This is a genomic window from Glaciimonas sp. OK215 (assembly GCF_057787885.1).
Genome location: NZ_CM173544.1, coordinates 3682410 through 3702835, shown reverse-complemented (window position 1 = coordinate 3702835; position 20426 = coordinate 3682410). Strand labels below are relative to the sequence as shown.

The window sequence follows — 20426 nt, the reverse complement described above, 5'->3', positions numbered from 1 at the left end:
TTACGATTTTCTGTCACAGATCGTTGACTTTGGCGACACCGATTTGGAGAAGCGGTCGATCTTTTTCAAGCACCTGTTGCCGTGGCTAAGGGACGAGCGTAGCCATGACGTGGTGGACCTGTCTGCAGTCAAGCTGACCCATTACAAGTTAAGCGATACGGGCAAGCAAGCGATCAAGCTTGGCCAGGACCTTGACGAATATAAGCTGAAACCGCTGACTGACCTTGGCTCTGGCAAGGCACATGATCCTGAAGCGGCTATGCTGTCGGCGATTATCGCCAAGATGAATGCCCTGTTTGAAGGCGATTTATCTGACAACGATCTGCTGGCCCTGGCGAATCACGTTGGGGGCTTGATGATGGAAAGCGAGATGCTTGCACAACAGGCCGCAGCCAATACCAGGGAGCAGTTCGGTGCTAGTCCTGACTATAAAAACGTCATGATTGATTCCGTTGCTGACGGCTTGGATAAGTATCAGGAAATGGCCAAGCAAGTACTCAATAGTCCGAGGGTACAGGATGGGTTGTCAGAGATATTGCTGGAGTTAGTGTATGCCGGGTTTGAGAAGAAAAGAGCGGCTGGACCGGCATTGCAGAAGTCATAGAGTGGAATTCGGGTACGAGTCCGTTTGAGACATCCGCTAACGGATGGTGTCGGCCAAAAGAGGTCATCCAAAGCCCATCTTCGTTGATATACTCAGAATGACGGCTCATAGGTGACCGTACTCCAGAAAGGAAGACTGTCATGCCGGGCAACGTCCGTGCTGATTCGCGGTGTAGTCTTGGTAGAGCCTAAACACGCTGCATCAAGTCTGAGCTGGCTTGGCATAAACGCTCATCGTGATAGATAGATATGCGGACGCCGCAGCCTTGCTTTGCGAAGCCATTCTGGGTCGTTAATATTTGCGGATATTAGGATTGTCGATGGAAAATAAGCCAGACATGGAAGAGGGGTCATATTTTCGGAGAATACTTGCTTCATCGGGTATGAAGTTCCTAAATCAGCTTCATGCCCGCAGCTTCTCGCTAAATATATTTCAAATGAACGCGTTAGAGCTAATGGAAGCAACGCGAAAGGTACGCGACCCTGACCAAGGGCTGGCCCTAATGTCTCCCGACCATAAGGAGGCCGGTCAACAAGCTCATCGAGAACTCAGTCGTCATATCCACAATTTTGTGGCCTCGTCGAAGACACTAGTGGATCACACTCGTGTTTTTTTTGAAAAAAACTACGCTGAAACTCAGATTCTGAGTAGCTTTAGAGCTCAGGTTACGAGTACATTTGCTGGCGATCCCGTTTCGAAGTTCGTACATGACCTTAGAAATTTCATGTTACACAAGGGCTTGCCTAATTCACATATGTTTCTGTCCTTCGAGCAAGACCCTGCAAATCCGGAGCGGGGCACAGAACTTAGGAGCGGAATTCGATTCGATACCAAATCTTTACTTGAGTGGTCTGGTTGGACAGCGCCCGCAAAAAAATACATAGAACAGGCTGGAGAGCACATTGACATTCACCAGTTTGTCGATGAATACCTGGTGCGTGTTAGTCGATTCCATAGTTGGTTGGAAGCGCTACTGCGCGAGCATCACGTTGGTGACCTGGCGCATTTGGCCAAGCTTCAAGGGCTTGATGCAACAGAGCGTGCCAACGCTTCCAACGCGCCAGAATTTCAAGCGCCTAACTCAGCCATCATGAGTGTTGAGCCTCAAACACCATCCGACGGGCCCCTTACATTTTCTTCCCAAGATGCTAGCGTAATAAATGAAATGAGCGATGCACTGCTATCGAAGGTCCGTGAAATACTTATGCCTGCGGGGCAGGAGGAGAAATTTCCTACTCAACGCCCCGTCTCCGCTCAGTTGACCGATGCCGACATGATTGAAATGCCCATTTTTTTGGGGAGAGATGTCAACGGCGAGCATGTCATTACTTTCATAAAAACTGATGAACGCTTATTCGGACTGCTGTGGTCTAATTTTGCCGGACACCTCAATAGGTGGATAATCCATCAACTGAGGAAAAGTACATGGCAAAGCAACGCAAGAAGTTCGACACGAGTCTGAAGCTGGAAGTCGTGCGCATGATCAAAGAACAGGGCCTGAGCGTCCAGCATGTCAGCGAAAGTATGAACATTGGTCCGACGGCGATCCGTCGTTGGGTTACGCAGTACAGCGCCGAGCAGAACGGCCAGGCAGGGATTGGTTTGCCGCTCACGTCAGAGCAACAACGCATACGACAATTGGAACTCGAGAATCGCCAACTTCGCCAGGATGTAGATATTTTAAAAAAAGCATCGGCCTTCTTTGCCCGCGAACTGAAATGAGCTATCAACTCATTCGTCAACTGCAAGAGAAGGCCTTCCCTGTGCAGCACTGTTGCCGCGTTCTGTCGGTCAGCCGTTCTGGCTATTACGAGGCGCAGCGTCGTTCTGCTAAACCGGTTTTATGCAAAGCGAGCGTCCACCTAAAGGCTGCTTTCATGGCCAGCCATCAAAGCTATGGGAGCCGTCGGATGGTCACCGCGATGGCGAACCAAGGTATCCAGGTTGGACGCCACAAGGTGCGCAGTCTGATGCGCAAAGCTGCCCTAAAGCCCGTGTGGAAGCGTAAACTCGTCTACACCACCGATAGCAAGCACAACTTGCCGGTCGCTGCCAACATCCTCAATCGGCAGTTCAATCCTGTCGCGCCGGACATGGCGTACGTGACCGACATTACCTACATCCGTACCGGTTCTGGATGGCTTTATCTGGCCATCGTGCTGGACTTGTTCGCACGCAAAGTGGTCGGCTGGGCCATGGCCCCGAGCATGCCTGCTGAACTAGTCTGTGCTGCTCTGAACATGGCGATTCAGCAGCGGCGGCCAGTCCGCGGGCTGATCGTCCATTCTGACCGTGGCAGTCAATATGCAAGCGAGTTGTACCAGGACCTTCTCGACGAACATGGCTTTGTTTGTAGCATGAGTCGCAAAGGAAATTGTTGGGATAACGCCGTCGCGGAACGCTTCTTCTTAAATCTCAAGATGGAGCGCGTCTGGCAGCGTCAGTATGCCAACCACGCCGAAGCAAGGAAAGACATCACTGCGTACATCGTCGGCTTTTACAACACCGAGCGATTGAATTCAGTATTGGGCAATCTGCCGCCCGCCGCCTACGAGCGGAAAATGGCAGCAAGAGAACCTATTGTTGTGTCCGAAATTACTTGACCACCGCAGATATTGCAAAATATGTTGAAGGAATTCTAATCGTTCGGGGAATCGTCGGCACTCGTGGAAAATTTTTAGACTGGCAAACAATCAAAAGAGAGGCGCTGACTGGCATTACCGGACGCCCAGCAAACGGGAAAAAGGCGAAAAAATAGCTTGGGATGACATCCGCCTTAATTTCACCCCTATCACCGGAACGATAGCTGGCGTCCAAAAGAACTTTTAAATAGCGAGTGATTAATGTAGCGGAGAGCGCCCTTGAAACGGCCATGGATGACGCGATAAAAGTGTGCAAATCCGCCATCAGGTACCAGGGCGAGTTGTCTAGCCCGAAGCCGTTGCTTCCTTTCAACCATGGCATCTGGCGGAACGGGCTGTATAGCTGCGCCGATTGCGCTACCGGGCGCCGCAATGCCGGCATTCATTCGGACGACACACTGCGCCTTCCGGCCAGGAACCAAGTATGCAGCGCGCCCATACCCTTGGCCTCGATGATGCCGCGCTCTTCGAACAGGAACGGCTCACCCAGCCGCCGCCGGGTGGCATCCGTCACCTGCACGCGTCCGGCCACGCCGTGGGATTCCATCCGGCTGGCGGTGTTCACGGCATCACCCCACAAGTCGTAGATGAACTTGCGCTTGCCAATGACGCCGGCCACCAGCGTGCCGCTGTTGATGCCAATGCGCAACTGCAAGCGGTAGCCGCTGCGCTGATTGAAGCGCTCCAGCGCATCCATCATGTCCAGCGCCATGTGCGCTGTCCGCACCGCATGATCGGCTGCCGGGACGGGCAGTCCTGCAGCAGCCATGTAGGCATCGCCAATGGTCTTGATCTTCTCGAGGCCACGGTGGTCGGCAATGCTGTCAAAGTCGGTGAAGATTTCATTCAGCATGGCCACCAGCCGCTCGGCGCTCATGCCGGCAGAAAACCGTGTGAATTCCACGATGTCCGCGAACAAAACCGTTACGTCCTGGAAGCTGTCGGCAATGACTTCCGGGATGCTATCGGCACCGACGTCGGGGCGCGCCCTCAAGCGCTCGGCAATCGGGTAGGGCAGCACGTTGAGCAGCAGCCGCTCCGACACCTTCTGTTCCGCTACGATCTTATCGTAGAGGTTCTTGAGCTCGTCCCGCTGGCGACGGATCAGCTCACGGCTTGTCTCCAGCGCTTCTTCGGCTTGTCTGCGCTCTATGATTTCCTGCTGCAGCTGTGCGTTTTGCATCTCCAACTGCTGTTGCATCGCGTGCAGGTTCAAGTGCGTGTTGACCCGCGCCATCACTTCGTCGATCCGCAACGGTTTGGTGACATAGTCGACCCCTCCCGCCGTGAACGCGGTGACCTTGTTTTCGGTCTCCGTCAGTGAAGTCATGAAAATCACCGGGATATCCCGGGTGCTTGCAAGAGCCTTCAAACGTCGGCAGACTTCAAAGCCGTCCAGTCCCGGCATCATCACGTCGAGCAGGATCAGGTCCGGCTGGACAAAGTCGGCGCGTTGCAGCCCTTCTTCGCCGTCCTGCGCGACGACCACACGAAAGCCGCGCTCTTCAAGACTTTCCACGATCACGCCCAGGTTGGCAGGCGAGTCATCCACAATCAGGATCGTGCGGGTGCAAGCTTCCGCTGCCGAGGTCGCCGTCATGGCGCTGGTCTCCTTTCCAGGTGCTGCTCCACAAGGTTTAGAATGGCTTTGGACTGGTACCCTTTGGCCAGCAGCCGCAGTTGGTCGGCGAACGGACGATAGCGCTCGTCGAGTTCGGCCAGATGAGCGGCGCGCCGCACAATGTCGCGCATGTTTCCCTCCCGGGCCAGACGATGCAGGATTTCCATCTCCTGCACCGGTGGCGCAAGCAGTGGCCCGGACGCCTCATGTTCCTGAGCGGGGCTCGCTTGGGGCAATGCGTTAGTCCAGTTGAGCTTCAAGAGCCTGGCAATCTGTATCAAGAGTGTGCCGAAGTCGATCGGTTTGGGCAGAAAGGCGTTCACTCCGGCTGCCAGGCTGCTTTCCTTGTCGCCACCGGAAGCGCTGGCGGAAATCGCGATGATGGGCACATCCTTCTGGGCCGGCAATTGGCGCAGGCGGCGCGTGGCTTCCAGCCCGCCCATCTCCGGCATGACAATGTCCATCAAGATCAAGTCCGGCCGCAAGGCTTGGGCTTTTTCCAGTCCCTCGCAGCCGTTTTCCGCCTCGACCATCTCAAAGCCGATCTGGCCTAGCATGTCGACCAGCACGGCCCGGTTCTCGGCCACGTCGTCCACCACCATTATCCTCTTGCGCGCGCCCTGATAGCCGATCACGCCCCCTTCGGCAGGCGCCGCCGCCATCTCGGCCTCTACCACCGGCAGGTCCAGCTCAAACCAGAAGGTGCTGCCCTGGCCAACCCGGCTCTCGACCCGGATGTCACCACCCATCAATCGCACAAACCGCTGGCTGATGGCCAAGCCCAAGCCGGTACCCCCAAGCCGGCGCTGCGCCTCGCCCCCTTGCTCGAAAGGCTGGAAGATGGATTCCAATTGGTCCGCGCGGATGCCGATGCCGGTGTCTTGCACTTCGAAGCGCAGCCGGCTGGGAGGCGAAAAGCGGACGTGCAGGCTGACCTGGCCGCGGTCGGTGAACTTGACGGCATTGGCCAGCAGGTTGAGTAGCGCCTGGCGTAGCCGCTTCTCGTCGGCACGGAGCCCACCGGGTAAGTCCGGCGCCGTGTCGCAGATAAAGACCAGGCCCTTCTGCTCCGCTTTGACGCTGATGATTTCGGTAATGATGCCCAGGAACTTGGCCAGCGGGATGTCGGTGAGGTCGAGCTCCTCTTTGCCCGCTTCGATTTTGGCAAAATCCAGCACATCGTTGATCAGCGTCAGCAGTTGCTCGCCGCTTTGCTGGATCACGCGCAGCCCCGCGCCTTGCCGCTCGCCCAGCGTGTTGTCCCGCAGCAGTATCTGGGCGTAGCCCAGAATGCCGTTCAGCGGCGTGCGCAGTTCGTGGCTCATGTTGGCCAGAAACCTGCTCTTGGCCTGGTTGGCCATTTCGGCAGCGTCCTTGGCGCGATTCGCCTCCGCGGATACCGCTTCCAGATGTTCGATGGTACCGGCAAGGTGTTGTAATAACTGATCCGTTTCGCCACCGACCATGGCTGAAATCAAGGTGCTGGCAGTCAAATCTGATGCGGGCCGCGTCAAGATATGCTGACCGTCACGCAGAACGGTAATGTTGTCGGCAATCTGGAAAACCTCATTCATCTTGTCTGTGATGTAAATGATGGCCTTTCCCGTTTTTTTTAAATCGTTGATGATCTCGAAAAGATGCGCCACCTCTTTTTCGGTAATGGCAGAAGTCGGCTCATCCATGATCAGCACGTCCGAATCATACGAAACCGCTTTAGCGATTCCAATCATCTGCCTGTTAGCGAGGCTCAGATCACCAATCAGACGCTTGGGGTCAATATTGATATTGAGCCGATGTAAAAGTTCTGTCGTTTTTTCATGCAATGCACCATGGTCGACCAATCCTAAAAAATTAGTCGGTAAATGCCCCATCCAGATATTTTCCGCCACCGTCATATCGGGAAGTAAATTGAGCTCCTGGTAAACCACTGCGATGCTGTGATCGAGCGCCTCGCGCTGCGAGCGCATAGCAAGTGCTTCACCGCGCAACAGCAATTGACCCTCGTCGGGAATATCACTTCCGGCGAGAATTTTCATCATGGTCGATTTGCCAGCGCCGATTTCACCGATCAGTGCGTGAACTTCACCGGCATTGATGCTCAAATTTACCTTGTTCAAGGCCACCACGCCAGGAAAGCGCTTGCAAATCCCTCTCGCCTCCAACAAAAAATTATTCTTTTCAGGCAATGCGTTACCAGTAATGGATACCTGGGATGTCATGTCAGACCTCTCCGAAGCAATGATCAAGACTGAAATCTGGCGCGTCCAGGATGATGCGTCAATAATCGCTGTTTAGTGCCTGCCAACGTCAACGGCGCTACAGGCGCGATTTGCTCTGCAATATCCAACATTTCCGCCGTCAATTTGACCGGTAGCCATCCAAAATGCATACCAAATCATACTCTTTCCACCAACGCGTCCAGTTGCAAACTGATTGATCGCTCACACCTATTTGGCTTCAATTGCTAAGAGAAGGACAGCTTCCGGTTGCATCGACGGAAGCGGCAGGCCAGCCCGATAATCTGACACGGGAAGGGGAAGATGTTAGGTCTACCACCATCGAACTGATCGGCGTAGCACTGTTTGCCGTGGCCATTCTGCACGGTCGCGCTGGTCGACAATGGAAGCGTCTTGTGGCGCTGTCGGTCCGGGTCTTGCGCGAAGCTTTTACAGGCACGGCTACCCTAAGATTGGATCAGCGCGACTTTGGAAGTCGCAAGGCATCGACAACAAGCGAGAGCGCTGACGAGGAGCGACGACTTGCATAGTAGACGTGATATCCGGGAAAGGTGATCTCCCAGTCATCGAGAGTCGTCACGAGCCGCCCTGCAGCGAGATGCTCACGGACCATGTCGTCCGGCAGCCAGGCCAGCCCATTCCCGGCCGCTGCGGCATCGGCCATCAAGTCGCTCCTGTTAAACACGAGGCGGCCCTCGACGTGGGCGGTAGTGATTCGCTCGCCATGCTTGAATTCCCAGGCCAGCGAACCGCCGTATGTCGGCAGGCGCAAACCAATACAGTCGTGCTCGCTCAGCTCCTGCGGCGTCTGCGGCGGCGGATTGCGTTTGAAATAAGCCGGACTTCCCACGACCACCATGCGCATGTCCGGCGCAATGCGCAACGCAATCATGTTTTTGGCAACGTCACCGCCAAGGCGGATGCCGATGTCGAAGCGCTCCGCTACGATGTCGACAAATCGGTTGTCGCTGCTTATCTCGATCTTGATTTCGGGATAGTTTGGTAGCCACGGCAAAAGTCTGGGCCAAACGATTGACCGCACCGCGTGTTCGGTCGCTGTGATCCGAACAGTGCCAACGGGCCTGCCGCGCATGTTGCCGAGGACCGCCAGCTCGGCTTCGATCTCTGCCAGTCGGGGTTCGACAGTTCGGAACAACTGTTCGCCCGCTTCCGTGGGTGCCACACTTCGCGTCGTGCGGTTGAGCAACTTCAGATCAAGCCTGCGCTCCAGCGATCGGACTGTTTGGCTGAGAGCGGACTGTGTAACGCCGATCTGAGCGGCTGCGCGGGTAAAGCTCCTCGCCCGCACTACGGCAGCAAAGGCTGCAAGGTCGTCGAAAACTGCCATTAATTAGATCTCCTAATAATTGAATGTCGTTTTAACAGGCTAGTCATTGAATGTCAACTGGCCTAACCTAGATGGGATCAACACAAGACAGGAGAAACATCATGAAAACACGTCAACTGGGCCGCAACGGTCCTACCGTTTCTGAACTCGGCCTTGGCTGCATGGGCCTGAGCTTTGGCCTCGGCCCCGCCTCCGATAAGGCAGAAGGCATCGCCATGATCCGCGGTGCTTTCGAGCGCGGTGTGACCTTTTTTGACACGGCCGAAGGATATGGCCCGTTTACCAACGAACTCCTCGTTGGTGAGGCAATCGAGCCGATCCGCGAGCAGATCGTCATAGCGACCAAGTTCGGGTTCAAGCTCGACGCGAACGGCACGATGGTCGGCCTCGACAGTCGCCCTGAACATATTCGTGAAGTCGTTGAAGCTTCATTGAAGCGCCTGCGCACCGACCGTATCGACCTGCTGTACCAGCACCGCGTCGATCCAGCCGTGCCAATTGAGGACGTAGCCGGTGCGGTCAAGCAACTGATCGCCGAGGGCAAGGTCAAATATTTTGGTCTTTCTGAAGCAAGCGCTAAGACTGTGCGACGTGCGCACGCGGTCCAAGCCGTTGCGGCGATTCAGAACCACTACTCACTTTGGATGCGCGAACCCGAGATTGAACTGTTAACACTATGCGAAGAACTCGGCATCGGCTTTGTCTCGTGGGGGCCGCTCGGCCAGGGCTTCCTGACCGGTCAGATCACACCGGATACTAAATTCGACGACGCAACGGACTTGCGCGCTACCTTCCCGCGCTTTACGCCGGAGGCGCTTAAGGCAAATTTTGCTGTGGTTGATTTTCTCCGGACGATGGCTGCCAGCAAGGGCGCGTCGCCCGCACAGATCGCGCTCGCCTGGCTGCTTGCTCAAAAGCCGTGGGTCGTGCCGATCCCTGGCGCAACAAAGCTTGCGCATCTCGACGACAACCTGGCCGCATCCGATCTGACCCTCACACCCGAAGACTTGCGACACATCGATGAGGCATTCGCAGCCATCGATGTGAAAGGCGCTCCGCTATCGGAAGGCCTCACCTCAATTGCGGACCGATAGGAGGCAGAAATGACCCGCGTTCTTATCCTCGGTGCAAACGGTCAGGTCGCTCGCCACACGACCGCGTGCTTTCTTGAAAACACAGATGCAGATCTGACCCTCTATCTGCGCCATGCGAGCCGGCTGAAGAATCCAGACCCACAGCGGGCAACGATCGTCGAGGGCGATGTCCTCGACCGCGCAGCCTTGATCGATGCGATGAAGGATCAGGAAGTTGTGTTCGCCAGCCTTGCCGGCGATATGGCGGAGCAGGCCCGGAACATTGAGACTTCAATGAAAGAAGCCGGTCTGAAACGTCTGATCTTCATCAGCTCGATGGGCATCTATGGCGAGGTGCCGGGGGAGAAGTACCGCAGCGTACTGGACCCATACCGTGACGCCGCCGCCGTCATTGAGGCTTCAAGCCTGGACTACACGGTTCTGCGTCCCGGTTGGTTTACGCATAACCCGAAAGTCGACTACCAAATCACGCAGAAGGGAGAACCGTTCCACGGACACGATGTGTCGTTGAACAGCCTGTCCGATCTGATCGTCAAGCTGGCTTTTGATCCAACGCTGCACGTCCGCTGCAGCATCGGTGTAAGTCAGTGAACGCAACTTAAACGCTTCATCAAAGGAGGAACAAAATGCAAAAACGACAACTAGGAAAAAGTGGTTTAGAAGTCTCCGCCCTCGGGCTTGGCTGCATGGGCTTGAGCTATGGCTATGGACCTGCAACCGACACGGCTGACGCCATCAAGCTGATTCGTGCAGGCGTCGAGCGCGGCATCACCTTCTTCGACACAGCTGAAGCCTATGGCCCCTTTATCAACGAGAGCGTGGTTGGCGAAGCGCTTGAGCCGATGCGTGATCAGGTCGTGATCGCAACCAAGTTCGGCTTTCGGGACGGAGACACGACCAAAGGGCTCGACAGCCGGCCGGAACGTATTCGGCAGGTTGCTGAAGAGGCGCTGAAGCGCTTTCGTACAGACCGCATCGATCTGTTCTACCAGCACCGAGTCGACCCGGCTGTCCCGATCGAAGATGTGGCAGGCACCGTCAAAGAGCTGATCCGCGAAGGCAAGGTGAAGCATTTCGGCATGTCGGAAGCTGGCGTTGAGAGCATTCGTCGTGCGCACGCGATCCAGCCCGTCACCGCTCTGCAGAGCGAATATTCGCTGTGGTGGCGTGAGCCCGAGAGGGAGATCCTTCCAGTCCTGGAGGAACTCGGTATCGGCTTCGTGCCGTTCAGCCCTCTTGGCAAGGGATTCCTGACCGGCGCTATTGATGCCGCGACATCGTTCGGCGCAAAAGACTTCCGCAACACCGTACCGCGCTTTGCACCGGAGGCGCGTCTGGCGAACCGGGCGCTCGTGGATGTGCTGGCAGGCATCGCCACCCGCAAACAGGTCACACCTGCACAGCTCGCGCTCGCATGGCTGCTTGCGCAAAAACCGTGGATCGTTCCGATTCCCGGCACGACCAAGTTGCATCGTCTTGAAGAAAACGCTGGCGCTGCGGCGGTCGTGCTGTCACCCGACGACCTGATCGAAATTGAAGTGGCAGTTTCCCGCGTCCCGGTTCAGGGCGCGCGCTATTCGGCAGACCGGCAAAAGCTCGTCGGTAAGTGAAAACGCCGCGCTAAAGGACATCACCCCAACCAAGAAGGAATAGACCATGACTAACGTTGTTGTTGTTATCGGAGCCGGTTCAATCGGCCAGGCTATCGCACGCCGCGTCAGTGCCGGCAAGCATGTGCTGCTTGCAGACCTGAAGCAAGAGAACGCGGACGCTGCCGCGAAGGTTCTTGCTGACGCCGGCTTCGAGGTGACGACGGCTGTCGTGGATGTGTCGTCACGCGCATCGGTTCATGCACTCGTACAGACCGCTACAGCACTAGGAAGCTTGACGGGCTTGATCCATGCCGCTGGCGTCTCGCCGTCGCAGGCTTCTCCGGCCACGATCCTAAAGGTCGACTTGTACGGCACCGCCCTTGTGCTGGAAGAGTTCGGCAATGTCATCGCGGAGGGTGACGCGGGCGTCGTGATTGCCTCGCAGTCCGGGCACCGCTTGCCCGGCCTGAGCACGGAGGAAAACGCGGCTCTCGCAACTAGCCCGGTGGAAGACTTGCTGGCTCTGCCGATGCTGCAGGCTGACCAGGTCAAGGACTCGCTGCATGCCTACCAGTTCGCCAAACGCGGGAATTCTCTGCGGGTCATGGCCGAAGCGGTGCGATGGGGCAAACGCGGCGCGCGTATCAACACGATCAGCCCGGGCATCATCTTCACGCCCCTTGCCAGGGACGAACTGAGCGGTCCGCGCGGTGAAGGCTACCGCCGCATGATCGATCTGTCGCCCGCCAAACGCGGCGGCACCCCGGACGAGGTCGGGGCTGTCGGCGCACTGCTAATGGGGGCGGATGGTGGGTTCATCACCGGCAGCGACTTCCTTATGGACGGCGGTGTGACGGCATCTTATTGGTACGGAGAACTCGCTCCGAAGTGACCGGCAGGTATGTCGGCGTTACGCGTCTTACCCCAAAAACTGGAACCCGCAATCAACCTCAAAGGAGACTTCTCATGCACCTCAAACGTCCAGGCTCACAGCCATCAGCCAAAGGCCCCGAGGAATATTTCACCGGGAACGTACGCGTCGACATGCTCAACGTCGCACCCGCGCCCTCACGCGTCTCATGCGCGAGCGTCACATTCGAACCTGGTGCCCGCTCTGCGTGGCATACGCATCCACTTGGACAGACGCTGATCGTCACCGCAGGGTGCGGATGGACTCAGTGTGAAGGTGAACCGATCGTTGAGATCAGAGCCGGCGACGTAATCTGGTGCCCTCCCGGTCATAAGCACTGGCACGGTGCCACGCCCACGACTGCGATGACTCATATCGCAGTCCAGGAGGCGCTTGATGGAAAGAACGTGAACTGGATGGAGAAGGTCACCGATGCGGAATACTTTGCAGGCTCGTCCGCACCAGAAAAGAACACCAAGTAATTCTCGCCATCCCGCCGCAGAGGGAGAGCAGCATCGAACAAGTCAGCCACCCGGGCGAGAAGACCATGAATCGCGTCACTGCCTGGATGACGGCAGAACCAACCTCACCGCGGTAACTTTGAAAGGAACTACCATGCAAAACGTCACCTTGAACAATGGTCTTCAGATGCCGATCGTCGGCTACGGCGTCTTTCAGATCCCCGATCACGCGGAATGCGCGCGCTGTGTCGTAGATGCCATCGGGGCCGGCTATCGACTTATCGATACAGCAGCCTCCTATATGAACGAAGAGGCCGTCGGCAAGGGACTGAAAAACTGTGGCGTGCCGCGCGATAGGCTGTTCGTCACATCCAAGCTTTGGGTACAGGACACTGGATACGAGCGCACCTTGAAGGCGATCGATAAGTCGCTTCGCCGGCTGCAGCTTGACTACTTGGACCTCTACCTCATCCACCAGCCATATAGCGACGTTCATGGCTCGTGGCGCGCGATGGAAGAGGCCTGCAAGGCAGGAAAGCTGCGCGCCATCGGCGTCAGCAATTTCCAGCCTGATCGCCTGATGGACATCATCGCCTTTAATGAAGTGGTCCCTGCCGTCAATCAGATCGAGATCAACCCCTTCCATCAGCAGGAAGAGAGCGTGAGTTTCATGCGCGATAACGGCGTACAGGCAGAGGCCTGGGCACCGTTCGCCGAGGGGCGCAACAACCTGTTTCAGAATGCGGAGCTGATCGCCATGGGCGAAAAGCATGGCAAATCAGTTGGTCAGGTCGCTCTTCGTTGGCTCGTTCAGCGCGGCGTCGTATCCCTTGCCAAATCCGTCCGGAAGGAGCGAATGGAAGAGAACCTCGACGTTTTTGATTTTGCGCTGGATGACGCCGACATGGCGCGGATTGCGATGCTGGACAAAGCGGAAAGTAGTTTCTTCTCGCACCGCGATCCGGCAATGGTCAAATGGATGAGCGAGCGAAGGCTCGATGTTTAAAGCGTACAGAACAAAGCGCAAACAGGAGGAACCAGTCATGGTCCCAGTAATGAATACAAAGTTGGGACGCCGAGGATTCCTCGGCTTGGTTGATTGGGCCGAACTGAGCGCTGGAGGCGACCGGCGAAACTTGAAGTCGGCGCTACATTCTAGCCGGTGCCGGACCCTTTCCCTCAAGGGGCGGCCTTGCAGTTCTAGAAGAACGGAAGCTGTCGCGAGGACAGGGCATGCCAAAACACAATGAGCAGTAGGTGAAGATAATCGCGTCCTTGGTCGCGAAAGTTTAGTGATTTAATGTTCATCCAGAAAATCGACAGATCGGACCTATGCCAGTCAGCTTTCTCTCGAACGATCAGCGCGAAAACTACGGCCGCTATTCGTTCTCGGTGCCGGATGCGGTGGCAAAGGGCGAGCTGCGGCCTTTGCGTAATCCGGCAAACGATGAGTAACCCGGCCAGCGGGGGGGCAGTCAGCAACGACACATAGGCAGGGGACCGCCGTGTCAACACATCAAGCAGTTTCCTTAACCCGGGTTTCCGTTCCACTGCACCTCAGACCCCAGTTTCGCCAGGGCTGTGGCAATTGAGCAAAGAGCCCAACGGGATGGTGCTCGGCACCTATTTTTTCTTTGCTCACCTCATGCGGGCCAGAATATTCCATCTGTTCAAGCAAATGCCATAACGGTGTGTAACCCAAATCTTTTTTTAAACCAACAGTTAGAAGCGCACGCTCGTGAGGTCTTCTGAAACCTTCCAAAGCATTTCGGCAACATCGGTATCAAGGGCCCGAGGCGCGATCTTCGCTGTAGCGACCGGCCCCTTCATCTCGAATGCGTTCTTCGGTCCGTAATAGCCGGCAGGGATAGCGTTCGGGGAGGTTGCCGCAAACAGGGCTGGTAGCGCTCCCTCTGCGGCAGAGTGGCTGAGGAAGGGCCCTAGTAGTTTGTCCAGCCATCCCAATAGTCCGGTAGTGCCGGGACCGTTGACGATCAAATCGGTCTTCGCAGAGCCGGGATGCGCCGCGACGCTTGTGATACCCCAGCTCCGCCGCTCGCTCCGGCGCTGCAATTCCTGCGAGAAAAGCACGTTCGCCAGTTTCGATTGCGCGTATGACGCGCCCGGACTGTATGTTTGTTCGCCTTGAAGGTCTGAAAAATCGATCTTTCCGGTACGTTGGGCGAGGCTGCTCATCGTAACAACGCGCGGGGCCGCCGCACGGCAGAGCAGCGGCAGCAAGAGCCCCGTCAGGGCGAAGTGCCCTAAGTGATTGGTGCCGAATTGCATCTCGAAGCCGTCGCGGGTCGTCAGGCGCTTGGGCAGCGCCATCACACCTGCATTGTTGACGAGAATGTCGATCGGTTTTTCCTGACCGATGATGCGATCCGCAAAAGCCCGGACGGATGAAAGACTAGCCAGATCAAGTGGTTCGAACCTAAGCTTGCCCACGGTCGAACGTTGAAGGCGCTCGACCGCCGTTCGTCCCTTATCGAAATTACGGCCCGCAACGATGACCTCCGCGCCCACCTTCGCTAGCGCAAGCGCTATCTCATAGCCGAGGCCACCGGTCGCACCGGTGATGATCGCTAACTTGCCAATCTGGGATGGCATGTCGTGCGTGGTCCATTCCTTCATTCGATTTCCCTTTTTTTGGGAGCAGTGGATGTCTGGGGACAAATGCTCCGATCAGCGCCGCACTTTCGACGCGGTTGAGATTATGACGATTACCTAGACGGTACATTTCCTTCTATTAGTGCGAACTAAATTTCGTAGTAATTAGATTATCAGTTCAGAGAATGAAATGTAGGATCGTTTTATCTTGAAAAGATCATCAGTGGAGTTTTTTATGGGACCTATTTCGAGTTGTTGCCATCGCACTGTTACATCGATTCGCGATGTAAATCTGGCAGTGCGCCTATTTTGTTGTCGGCAATTCGATGCTGCTTTTAATGTAACTACGTTTTTCATCTCTACAGATGGGTCGTATTCAACATGCCTTTAATGATTGAGAAGATTATGAAAGCTTTACGCTTCAGCGAATATGGGTCACTTGATAATGTAATGATGCTGGATTGCGAGCCCAGGCAGCCAGGACCGCATGAAGTGCGAGTGCGAATAGAGTTTGCTAGCACAAATCCTCTCGACCTTAAGTTGCTCTCCGGCCGAATGGCAACCATCTTCCCGTTGGATTTTCCTTATACCGTTGGGACTGACATCTCAGGAATAGTCGAGGCAACAGGTGAGCTGGTTCAACGTTTCAAATGCGGAGACAGAGTGTTCGGCCGCCTTGATGCTCGGGTTGGTGGGGCATTCGCCGAATATGCCATCGCCCCTGAGCACGGTTTGTGCCTGATTCCAGAGGCTGTTGATTTCAAGATTGCGGCGGCTCTACCTACTGCGGCTGGCACGGCATGGCTCGCCTTGTTCGATATAGGACGTCTGCGTGCCAAACAAAAAATCTTGATCCATGCTGCATCTGGTGGCGTGGGTTCGTTAGCCGTACAACTCGCAAAACTAGCCGGCGCATACGTGATTGCTACTGCATCCTTGGAAAATCATGAACTGATCAAAAATTTAGGGGCAGATGAGGTAATCGACTACAAGAAAGACGATTTTACCCAGCGTGTGACAGACGTCGACGTAGTGTTAGACCCAATCGGCGGAGAGACGCAAGAACGCTCATGGAGTGTTATCAAGTCTGATGGCGTTCTGGTTTCACTTATTGATCGTGTGATTGGGAATCGTGGTGAGATCCGCGGTGCCTTTGCACCACTTACCAACAATTCAGCAACGTTGCATGGGATCGCTTTGCTAGTAGCAACCGGACTGCTAAAAGTGGTCGTTGATACCGTATATCCATTTGAACAAGCAGGTAATGCCCTTAAACATGTTGCGTCAGGACATTCCGTGGGCAAAGTGTTGATTCATGTTGCACGATAAATGCGAAATACTCATGCAGATGATTCATATCTGGTTTGTGTCAGACGTGAAATGTCGATGTGTTAGAGACTCCGGAGCATGGATACTCAGATACAGCAGACAGCGTCCGGAAATTGGCGTGGACGGGAGCGCGCGTTGACGTCATCGCGATTTCAAGGCTGTCCGCTGTGGTTACTCAATTGTGGTAATTCCGACTTAATCGGTAAGCAAGGACTTGCCAAGGGATGCTGTTCGATAGACGTGCGAATCTTTACTAATTCATCGCGTAAGAGGTGGCCCAGCTTGTTAGGACCGCGTTTTAGCTTTTTAAGTGGAAACTCCGCAGCGTAGGGTTATGAACGGGCGCGTGTGCTGCTCTTCCATCAAGCACGAGTGCACGCGCCGGTGTATAACTCGGATTCCCATCAAGCAGCCTGCAATTGATAGGGGGGGGCGAAGTTGACCATGTCCGGTGTTTTGCGGTCAAGCGACGAGTGTGGCCGAAAGCGATTGAAGAAGTCCAGGTAGCCGGCCTGATTGTCCCGTGGAACTCGCCAGCCTACTTGTTGATTCGGGCTTTGGTGCCGGCGCTTGCAGCCGGTTGTTCCGCTGTCGTCAAGCTGCCCGCACAGGCCGCGCAGAATGCACACCTTTCGGCTCAAATCCTGGCAAGCGTTCCTGAGTTACCGCGAGGTGTAGTTAATCTGTTTGTCGAAAGCGGCTCCGATGGCGCAAAATTTCTTGTCGAATCGCCCGATGTGCCGGTAATCAGCTTTACTGGCAGTACCTCGACCGGACGTGCGATCGCCATCGCTGGTGCCGCGCGGTTCAAGCGTATCGGGCTCGAACTTGGAGGTAAGGCCCCTCATCTGGTGTTCGACGATGCCAAGCCTGTCGCCTCATTCAACTTACCATCTGCTGCGTATCGCCTGAATCCATGGAGTAGGCATGGGAGAGGGCGGAATATGGGACATCAAGCTATCTTCCAGGGAGGATTGGAATTGAACGCCGCGAGAAGGAAGTCGGTCATGACACGGACCTTTGCCGGTGGTGCTCGGTCCGACGAACGGACCAAATGTATGCCACCGAGATCTGCGGTGTCGGCATCGAGCGCGACTCGCTCCAACTCACCGCGCCGGACAGCATCGGCAACGATGAACTCTGGTTCGTAGAGAACACCAAGCCCAGCAATGGCGGCCGCGACGAGTGCATCGCCGTTGTTGGTGCGCAAGGTTCCCTTCACGGCAACGCGTCGATCTCCGGCCTTGCCGAAACGCCATTCGTCTGGGCGCGACAGGTTTGACAACGTGAAGCTGAGGCAATTGTTGGCTTGTAGGTCGGACCAGCGCCTGGGGCGTCCGTATTGCGCCCAATAACCAGGAGCCGCGCAAACGATCATGGCGCTGTCGGCCAGTTTTCTGGACACCAGTCGACTGTCTTTTAACGGCCCCACCCGGATCGTCAGATCCCAGCCTTCTTCCATCAGGTCGACGACGCGATCATTCAATCCGAGATCCACGGTGACTCTTGGATGTTGTTTGTTAAAGGCTGGTAAGAGCGGCGCCACGTAACGCACACCGAATGATAGCGGCGCATTGAGCCGGAGCAGCCCGGTCGCTTCCAGGCGCTGCGATGCAATCGCCGCTTCCACTTCTTCCAATTCGGGTAGCAATCGGCTGCAAACCTCCAAGTACTGCTGTCCCGCTTCGGTCAGCGTGAGCTTGCGGGTACTGCGGTGGAATAATCGCACTCCCAGGCGCTCCTCCAGCGCGTCCACGTGTTTGGTGGCCATCGCTGGCGACAGCATCAGTTGACGAGCAGCGGCCGAAAGGCTTCCTGCTCGGGCGGCACGCGAAAAAATCTGCATTCCTGTAATGCGATCGAGCATGGTTATTTAACACCTCTAGTATCAACTGAAAATATTACTGAGCATATTATCAGCCGCAGAGTGGGAATGTAACCTGAGGGATGACTCGCACTGCTCAAGACAAAGTCTCTGTGAGATCGTGCAAATGCGCTGGATGTGGTTATTCAGGACGCAGTCAGTAGCGGCTGAGACCGTCGGCACCACAGTAATTGCCGCGAAAGATGGCAAGGTCGTCTATCAGCGCGCCGCGCGGTCTACGCCAGTTAGCCCGTCACCAACAAAAAGGGGTTCGTATAACAGCCCGGAGCATGGCCTCTCGAACTAGGCGAATTGATCGACTTGGGCTGCGCACGTCCTTTGAGGGACTTCGATGAAGGTATATCAAATCCAGGCAGCATTGCCGAACTTGGGCGCGTAGAGCACCCAGCCACGAGCCTGTTAGCCGATCAGCTCTCACTGCCAGTCAATACAGAATCTTCCAATAATGCATGTTCGTCTGCATCTGGAGTAAGTACAATTTTCCACTAAGAGAAAACGGAAACAGGGAGTTAGAAATGAAATTTTTGTCGAGTTTGCTGGCATTATGCTGCGTGTTTGCGGGAGTGCCCGCGTTCGGCGCCCCTCCGGTCAGAATTGGAGTGACAACTATCTTGAGCGGGCCAAACGCTGATCGCGGGCAAAGCGAACAGTATGGCGTCGAATTGGCGCTAAACGAAATTAACAAATCGGGTGGTTTGCTTGGTCGCCAAGTGGAAGCGAGCTATGCCGATAACTCTGCAGATCCAATTATCGGAATCGCTGCGGCACGACGCCTTATCGAACAACAACACGTCTCGGTACTCTTGGGGGCCTTGGCCACCTCGGTCACAAGAGTAGTGATGCCGATCACAAACGCAGCGCGGATTCCATTTGTTATAGACATCTCTTCCGGGCAAGAATTCGTCACTGCCGCTGGTATTGGTGGTTTCGAGTACGTTTTCAAGACCAATCCGTCAGATTTGGACATCGCAATGGCGACGATTCGCTGGTTGAAATCGCAGAGCGTTCACAGCGTGGCAATTGTCGCAGATGACAATGCCTTCAGTCTTGCAAACGCGCAGGCTATGGAGTTGGCAGCCGACGAATTGGGAATTCCGATCGTCACCACACAAGTAATCAAGAGTGGTGTAACAGACATTGCCGATGTCATTACGAAGCTTATGGCGTCTACCCCGGATCGAATCCTTACAGTGCTGACCAATTCGAGCGCCGTATTTCTCCGTGCCTATGAGCAAAGTGGTGGGAAAACTCCTTTAGCTGGACGCATTGACTTTGCAGTTGCCGCAACGGCGCTTTCTCCCAAATTTCTGACCTCGCGTGAATTTGAGCAAGCATCAGGTATATCCGTGTTCACGCCGATCGTCCCGGACGTGGCAATCTTTGTTCGCGCCTATCAAGACAAATATGGAATTGTGCCAACACAACGCGCATTCTTCGCGTACGAAGCGACAAAACTAATCGCCGACGCAATTGGTCGTGCTGGTTCCGACGCTCCCCAGGCCATTCAGGCAGCGTTGAAAGCAAGCACAATGCCGTCTCTTTCTGGTGGAACCTTCATGATGGATAAAAACAATCATTCGCATACGTCGATGCAAATCGTCGGTATGCGCAGCGGCAAGCTTACCGTACTCCAGAACGTAACAAAATAGCACCCCTTATTAGCGAAATCAGATGCCGAAACTATCGGCTGCAATGCCCGCTTGTTGGGTGTGCATTCTTGTCTCCTAATAATTTTTCTGTTTCGGTTATTGGTCCGGCCTGCTGCGAACGACATCGCCCAGAGCGCCGGATCCAGCTGCTTCATCGCTGAAGCTGGATAACGGTCACTTCGCACAAGCCAAGCGACAACACTTTCCCTTTCTCGACAAGGCGCTTCATGGCGCCGACCGGTACGTTCGGACAGGAAAGCTCGAACGTAATCACATTGTTCTGTCGAGTCAAAATGTTTTCAATTTAAAAGGAGGCAGTAAGCAAGTGGTAAGAGCTTATGGTCGAACATGTATCTCCACAGCGGATCATTCATTCAATCATTTTGTGAAGTGAACCCCTCGGACTGGGTCAAGGCTATTGTTGATCGCAGTCGAATTATG

General features: G+C 55.3%; 19 protein-coding genes and 1 pseudogene. 14 read left to right on the top strand and 6 right to left on the bottom strand.

The annotated features are described in order from the left end of the window. The first annotated feature begins 109 nt into the window (after positions 1-109). The 3 genes from AC3CHX_RS17105 to AC3CHX_RS17095 all read left to right on the top strand — a co-directional run bounded on the left by AC3CHX_RS17105 (position 110) and on the right by AC3CHX_RS17095 (position 3207). On the top strand, positions 110-604 hold the full coding sequence (locus AC3CHX_RS17105; RefSeq protein ID WP_488629232.1) for a hypothetical protein: 495 nt from the start codon (positions 110-112) through the stop codon (positions 602-604). 319 nt (positions 605-923) lie between these two features. Next, on the top strand, positions 924-2066 hold the full coding sequence (locus AC3CHX_RS17100; RefSeq protein WP_488629231.1) for a hypothetical protein: 1143 nt from the start codon (positions 924-926) through the stop codon (positions 2064-2066). Continuing rightward, a protein-coding gene (locus AC3CHX_RS17095) for an IS3 family transposase (RefSeq protein ID WP_488629230.1) occupies positions 2030-3207 on the top strand; the annotation gives its coding sequence in 2 pieces (ribosomal slippage) (positions 2030-2297 and positions 2297-3207; 1179 coding nt in all). The genes AC3CHX_RS17100 and AC3CHX_RS17095 overlap by 37 nt, the downstream gene beginning before the upstream one ends. Here the strand turns inward: AC3CHX_RS17095 and AC3CHX_RS17090 are convergent. Genes AC3CHX_RS17090 through AC3CHX_RS17080 form a run of 3 tightly spaced genes read right to left on the bottom strand, consistent with a single transcriptional unit; the run spans position 3200 to position 6969 of the window. After that, the gene (locus AC3CHX_RS17090) at positions 3200-3628 is read right to left on the bottom strand and encodes a hypothetical protein (RefSeq protein WP_488629229.1); all 429 of its coding nucleotides are present in this window, start codon (positions 3626-3628) and stop codon (positions 3200-3202) included. The genes AC3CHX_RS17095 and AC3CHX_RS17090 overlap by 8 nt on opposite strands. Next, entirely contained in the window at positions 3629-4846 is a 1218-nt protein-coding gene (locus AC3CHX_RS17085; RefSeq protein WP_488629228.1) for an adenylate/guanylate cyclase domain-containing protein, read from the bottom strand. Then, entirely contained in the window at positions 4843-6969 is a 2127-nt protein-coding gene (locus AC3CHX_RS17080) for an ATP-binding protein (RefSeq protein WP_488629227.1), read from the bottom strand. The genes AC3CHX_RS17085 and AC3CHX_RS17080 overlap by 4 nt, the downstream gene beginning before the upstream one ends. Between AC3CHX_RS17080 and AC3CHX_RS17075 the strand changes: the two genes are divergently transcribed. Continuing rightward, positions 6962-7162: a hypothetical protein gene (locus tag AC3CHX_RS17075; protein WP_488629226.1), complete on the top strand. Its 201-nt coding sequence runs from the start codon at positions 6962-6964 to the stop codon at positions 7160-7162. The two genes, AC3CHX_RS17080 and AC3CHX_RS17075, sit on opposite strands and share 8 nt — an antisense overlap. Before the next feature lie 399 nt (positions 7163-7561). Here the strand turns inward: AC3CHX_RS17075 and AC3CHX_RS17070 are convergent, their stop codons facing one another. Then, positions 7562-8452, bottom strand: a complete 891-nt coding sequence (locus AC3CHX_RS17070) for a LysR family transcriptional regulator (protein ID WP_488629225.1) — start codon at positions 8450-8452, stop codon at positions 7562-7564. Positions 8453-8553: 101 nt separating this feature from the next. On the opposite strand from AC3CHX_RS17070, the gene AC3CHX_RS17065 reads away from it, so the two are divergent. From AC3CHX_RS17065 to AC3CHX_RS17035, 7 genes are all read left to right on the top strand, one after another. Beyond that, a complete protein-coding gene (locus AC3CHX_RS17065; protein ID WP_488629224.1) occupies positions 8554-9546 on the top strand; it encodes an aldo/keto reductase in 993 nt (330 codons plus the stop codon). Positions 9547-9555: 9 nt separating this feature from the next. After that, the gene (locus tag AC3CHX_RS17060; protein ID WP_488629223.1) at positions 9556-10137 is read left to right on the top strand and encodes an NAD(P)H-binding protein; all 582 of its coding nucleotides are present in this window, start codon (positions 9556-9558) and stop codon (positions 10135-10137) included. A 35-nt stretch (positions 10138-10172) separates the two neighbouring features. Then, positions 10173-11156 carry an aldo/keto reductase gene (locus AC3CHX_RS17055; RefSeq protein ID WP_488629222.1) on the top strand — a complete coding sequence of 328 codons (984 nt, stop codon included), beginning with the start codon at positions 10173-10175 and terminating at the stop codon, positions 11154-11156. 46 nt (positions 11157-11202) lie between these two features. Continuing rightward, positions 11203-12030: an SDR family oxidoreductase gene (locus tag AC3CHX_RS17050; RefSeq protein ID WP_488629221.1), complete on the top strand. Its 828-nt coding sequence runs from the start codon at positions 11203-11205 to the stop codon at positions 12028-12030. 74 nt (positions 12031-12104) lie between these two features. Then, positions 12105-12530 (top strand): (R)-mandelonitrile lyase, encoded by a 426-nt coding sequence (locus AC3CHX_RS17045; protein ID WP_488629220.1) that lies wholly within the window; start codon positions 12105-12107, stop codon positions 12528-12530. Between the two features lie 133 nt (positions 12531-12663). Further along, positions 12664-13515 (top strand): aldo/keto reductase, encoded by an 852-nt coding sequence (locus tag AC3CHX_RS17040; protein ID WP_488629219.1) that lies wholly within the window; start codon positions 12664-12666, stop codon positions 13513-13515. A 326-nt stretch (positions 13516-13841) separates the two neighbouring features. Beyond that, positions 13842-13964 carry a hypothetical protein gene (locus AC3CHX_RS17035; protein WP_488629218.1) on the top strand — a complete coding sequence of 41 codons (123 nt, stop codon included), beginning with the start codon at positions 13842-13844 and terminating at the stop codon, positions 13962-13964. A 267-nt stretch (positions 13965-14231) separates the two neighbouring features. On the opposite strand, the gene AC3CHX_RS17030 is transcribed toward AC3CHX_RS17035, so the two are convergent. Beyond that, the gene (locus AC3CHX_RS17030; RefSeq protein ID WP_488629217.1) at positions 14232-15146 is read right to left on the bottom strand and encodes an oxidoreductase; all 915 of its coding nucleotides are present in this window, start codon (positions 15144-15146) and stop codon (positions 14232-14234) included. A 381-nt stretch (positions 15147-15527) separates the two neighbouring features. Here AC3CHX_RS17030 and AC3CHX_RS17025 point away from each other — a divergent pair, with 381 nt between their 5' ends. After that, the gene (locus AC3CHX_RS17025) at positions 15528-16451 is read left to right on the top strand and encodes an NADP-dependent oxidoreductase (RefSeq protein WP_488629216.1); all 924 of its coding nucleotides are present in this window, start codon (positions 15528-15530) and stop codon (positions 16449-16451) included. 473 nt (positions 16452-16924) lie between these two features. After that, positions 16925-17260, top strand: a pseudogene (locus tag AC3CHX_RS17020) (aldehyde dehydrogenase family protein); the annotation flags it as partial. A 143-nt stretch (positions 17261-17403) separates the two neighbouring features. Here AC3CHX_RS17020 and AC3CHX_RS17015 read toward each other — a convergent pair. Next, positions 17404-18318, bottom strand: a complete 915-nt coding sequence (locus AC3CHX_RS17015; protein WP_488629215.1) for a LysR family transcriptional regulator — start codon at positions 18316-18318, stop codon at positions 17404-17406. Positions 18319-18851: 533 nt separating this feature from the next. On the opposite strand from AC3CHX_RS17015, the gene AC3CHX_RS17010 reads away from it, so the two are divergent. Next, positions 18852-19985 (top strand): ABC transporter substrate-binding protein, encoded by a 1134-nt coding sequence (locus AC3CHX_RS17010; protein ID WP_488629214.1) that lies wholly within the window; start codon positions 18852-18854, stop codon positions 19983-19985. Positions 19986-20426 lie beyond the last annotated feature (441 nt).

What these genes read in the sequence shown, in the direction of transcription:
- AC3CHX_RS17100 (WP_488629231.1), top strand. Translation starts at nt 924, where the DNA reads ATGGAAAATAAGCCAGACATGGAAGAGGGGTCATATTTTCGGAGAATA.
- AC3CHX_RS17090 (WP_488629229.1), bottom strand. Translation starts at nt 3,628, where the DNA reads ATGCCGGCATTGCGGCGCCCGGTAGCGCAATCGGCGCAGCTATACAGC.
- AC3CHX_RS17085 (WP_488629228.1), bottom strand. Translation starts at nt 4,846, where the DNA reads ATGACGGCGACCTCGGCAGCGGAAGCTTGCACCCGCACGATCCTGATT.
- AC3CHX_RS17075 (WP_488629226.1), top strand. Translation starts at nt 6,962, where the DNA reads ATGCTCAAATTTACCTTGTTCAAGGCCACCACGCCAGGAAAGCGCTTG.
- AC3CHX_RS17070 (WP_488629225.1), bottom strand. Translation starts at nt 8,452, where the DNA reads ATGGCAGTTTTCGACGACCTTGCAGCCTTTGCTGCCGTAGTGCGGGCG.
- AC3CHX_RS17065 (WP_488629224.1), top strand. Translation starts at nt 8,554, where the DNA reads ATGAAAACACGTCAACTGGGCCGCAACGGTCCTACCGTTTCTGAACTC.
- AC3CHX_RS17060 (WP_488629223.1), top strand. Translation starts at nt 9,556, where the DNA reads ATGACCCGCGTTCTTATCCTCGGTGCAAACGGTCAGGTCGCTCGCCAC.
- AC3CHX_RS17055 (WP_488629222.1), top strand. Translation starts at nt 10,173, where the DNA reads ATGCAAAAACGACAACTAGGAAAAAGTGGTTTAGAAGTCTCCGCCCTC.
- AC3CHX_RS17050 (WP_488629221.1), top strand. Translation starts at nt 11,203, where the DNA reads ATGACTAACGTTGTTGTTGTTATCGGAGCCGGTTCAATCGGCCAGGCT.
- AC3CHX_RS17045 (WP_488629220.1), top strand. Translation starts at nt 12,105, where the DNA reads ATGCACCTCAAACGTCCAGGCTCACAGCCATCAGCCAAAGGCCCCGAG.
- AC3CHX_RS17040 (WP_488629219.1), top strand. Translation starts at nt 12,664, where the DNA reads ATGCAAAACGTCACCTTGAACAATGGTCTTCAGATGCCGATCGTCGGC.
- AC3CHX_RS17035 (WP_488629218.1), top strand. Translation starts at nt 13,842, where the DNA reads ATGCCAGTCAGCTTTCTCTCGAACGATCAGCGCGAAAACTACGGCCGC.
- AC3CHX_RS17030 (WP_488629217.1), bottom strand. Translation starts at nt 15,146, where the DNA reads ATGAAGGAATGGACCACGCACGACATGCCATCCCAGATTGGCAAGTTA.
- AC3CHX_RS17025 (WP_488629216.1), top strand. Translation starts at nt 15,528, where the DNA reads ATGAAAGCTTTACGCTTCAGCGAATATGGGTCACTTGATAATGTAATG.
- AC3CHX_RS17015 (WP_488629215.1), bottom strand. Translation starts at nt 18,318, where the DNA reads ATGCTCGATCGCATTACAGGAATGCAGATTTTTTCGCGTGCCGCCCGA.
- AC3CHX_RS17010 (WP_488629214.1), top strand. Translation starts at nt 18,852, where the DNA reads ATGAAATTTTTGTCGAGTTTGCTGGCATTATGCTGCGTGTTTGCGGGA.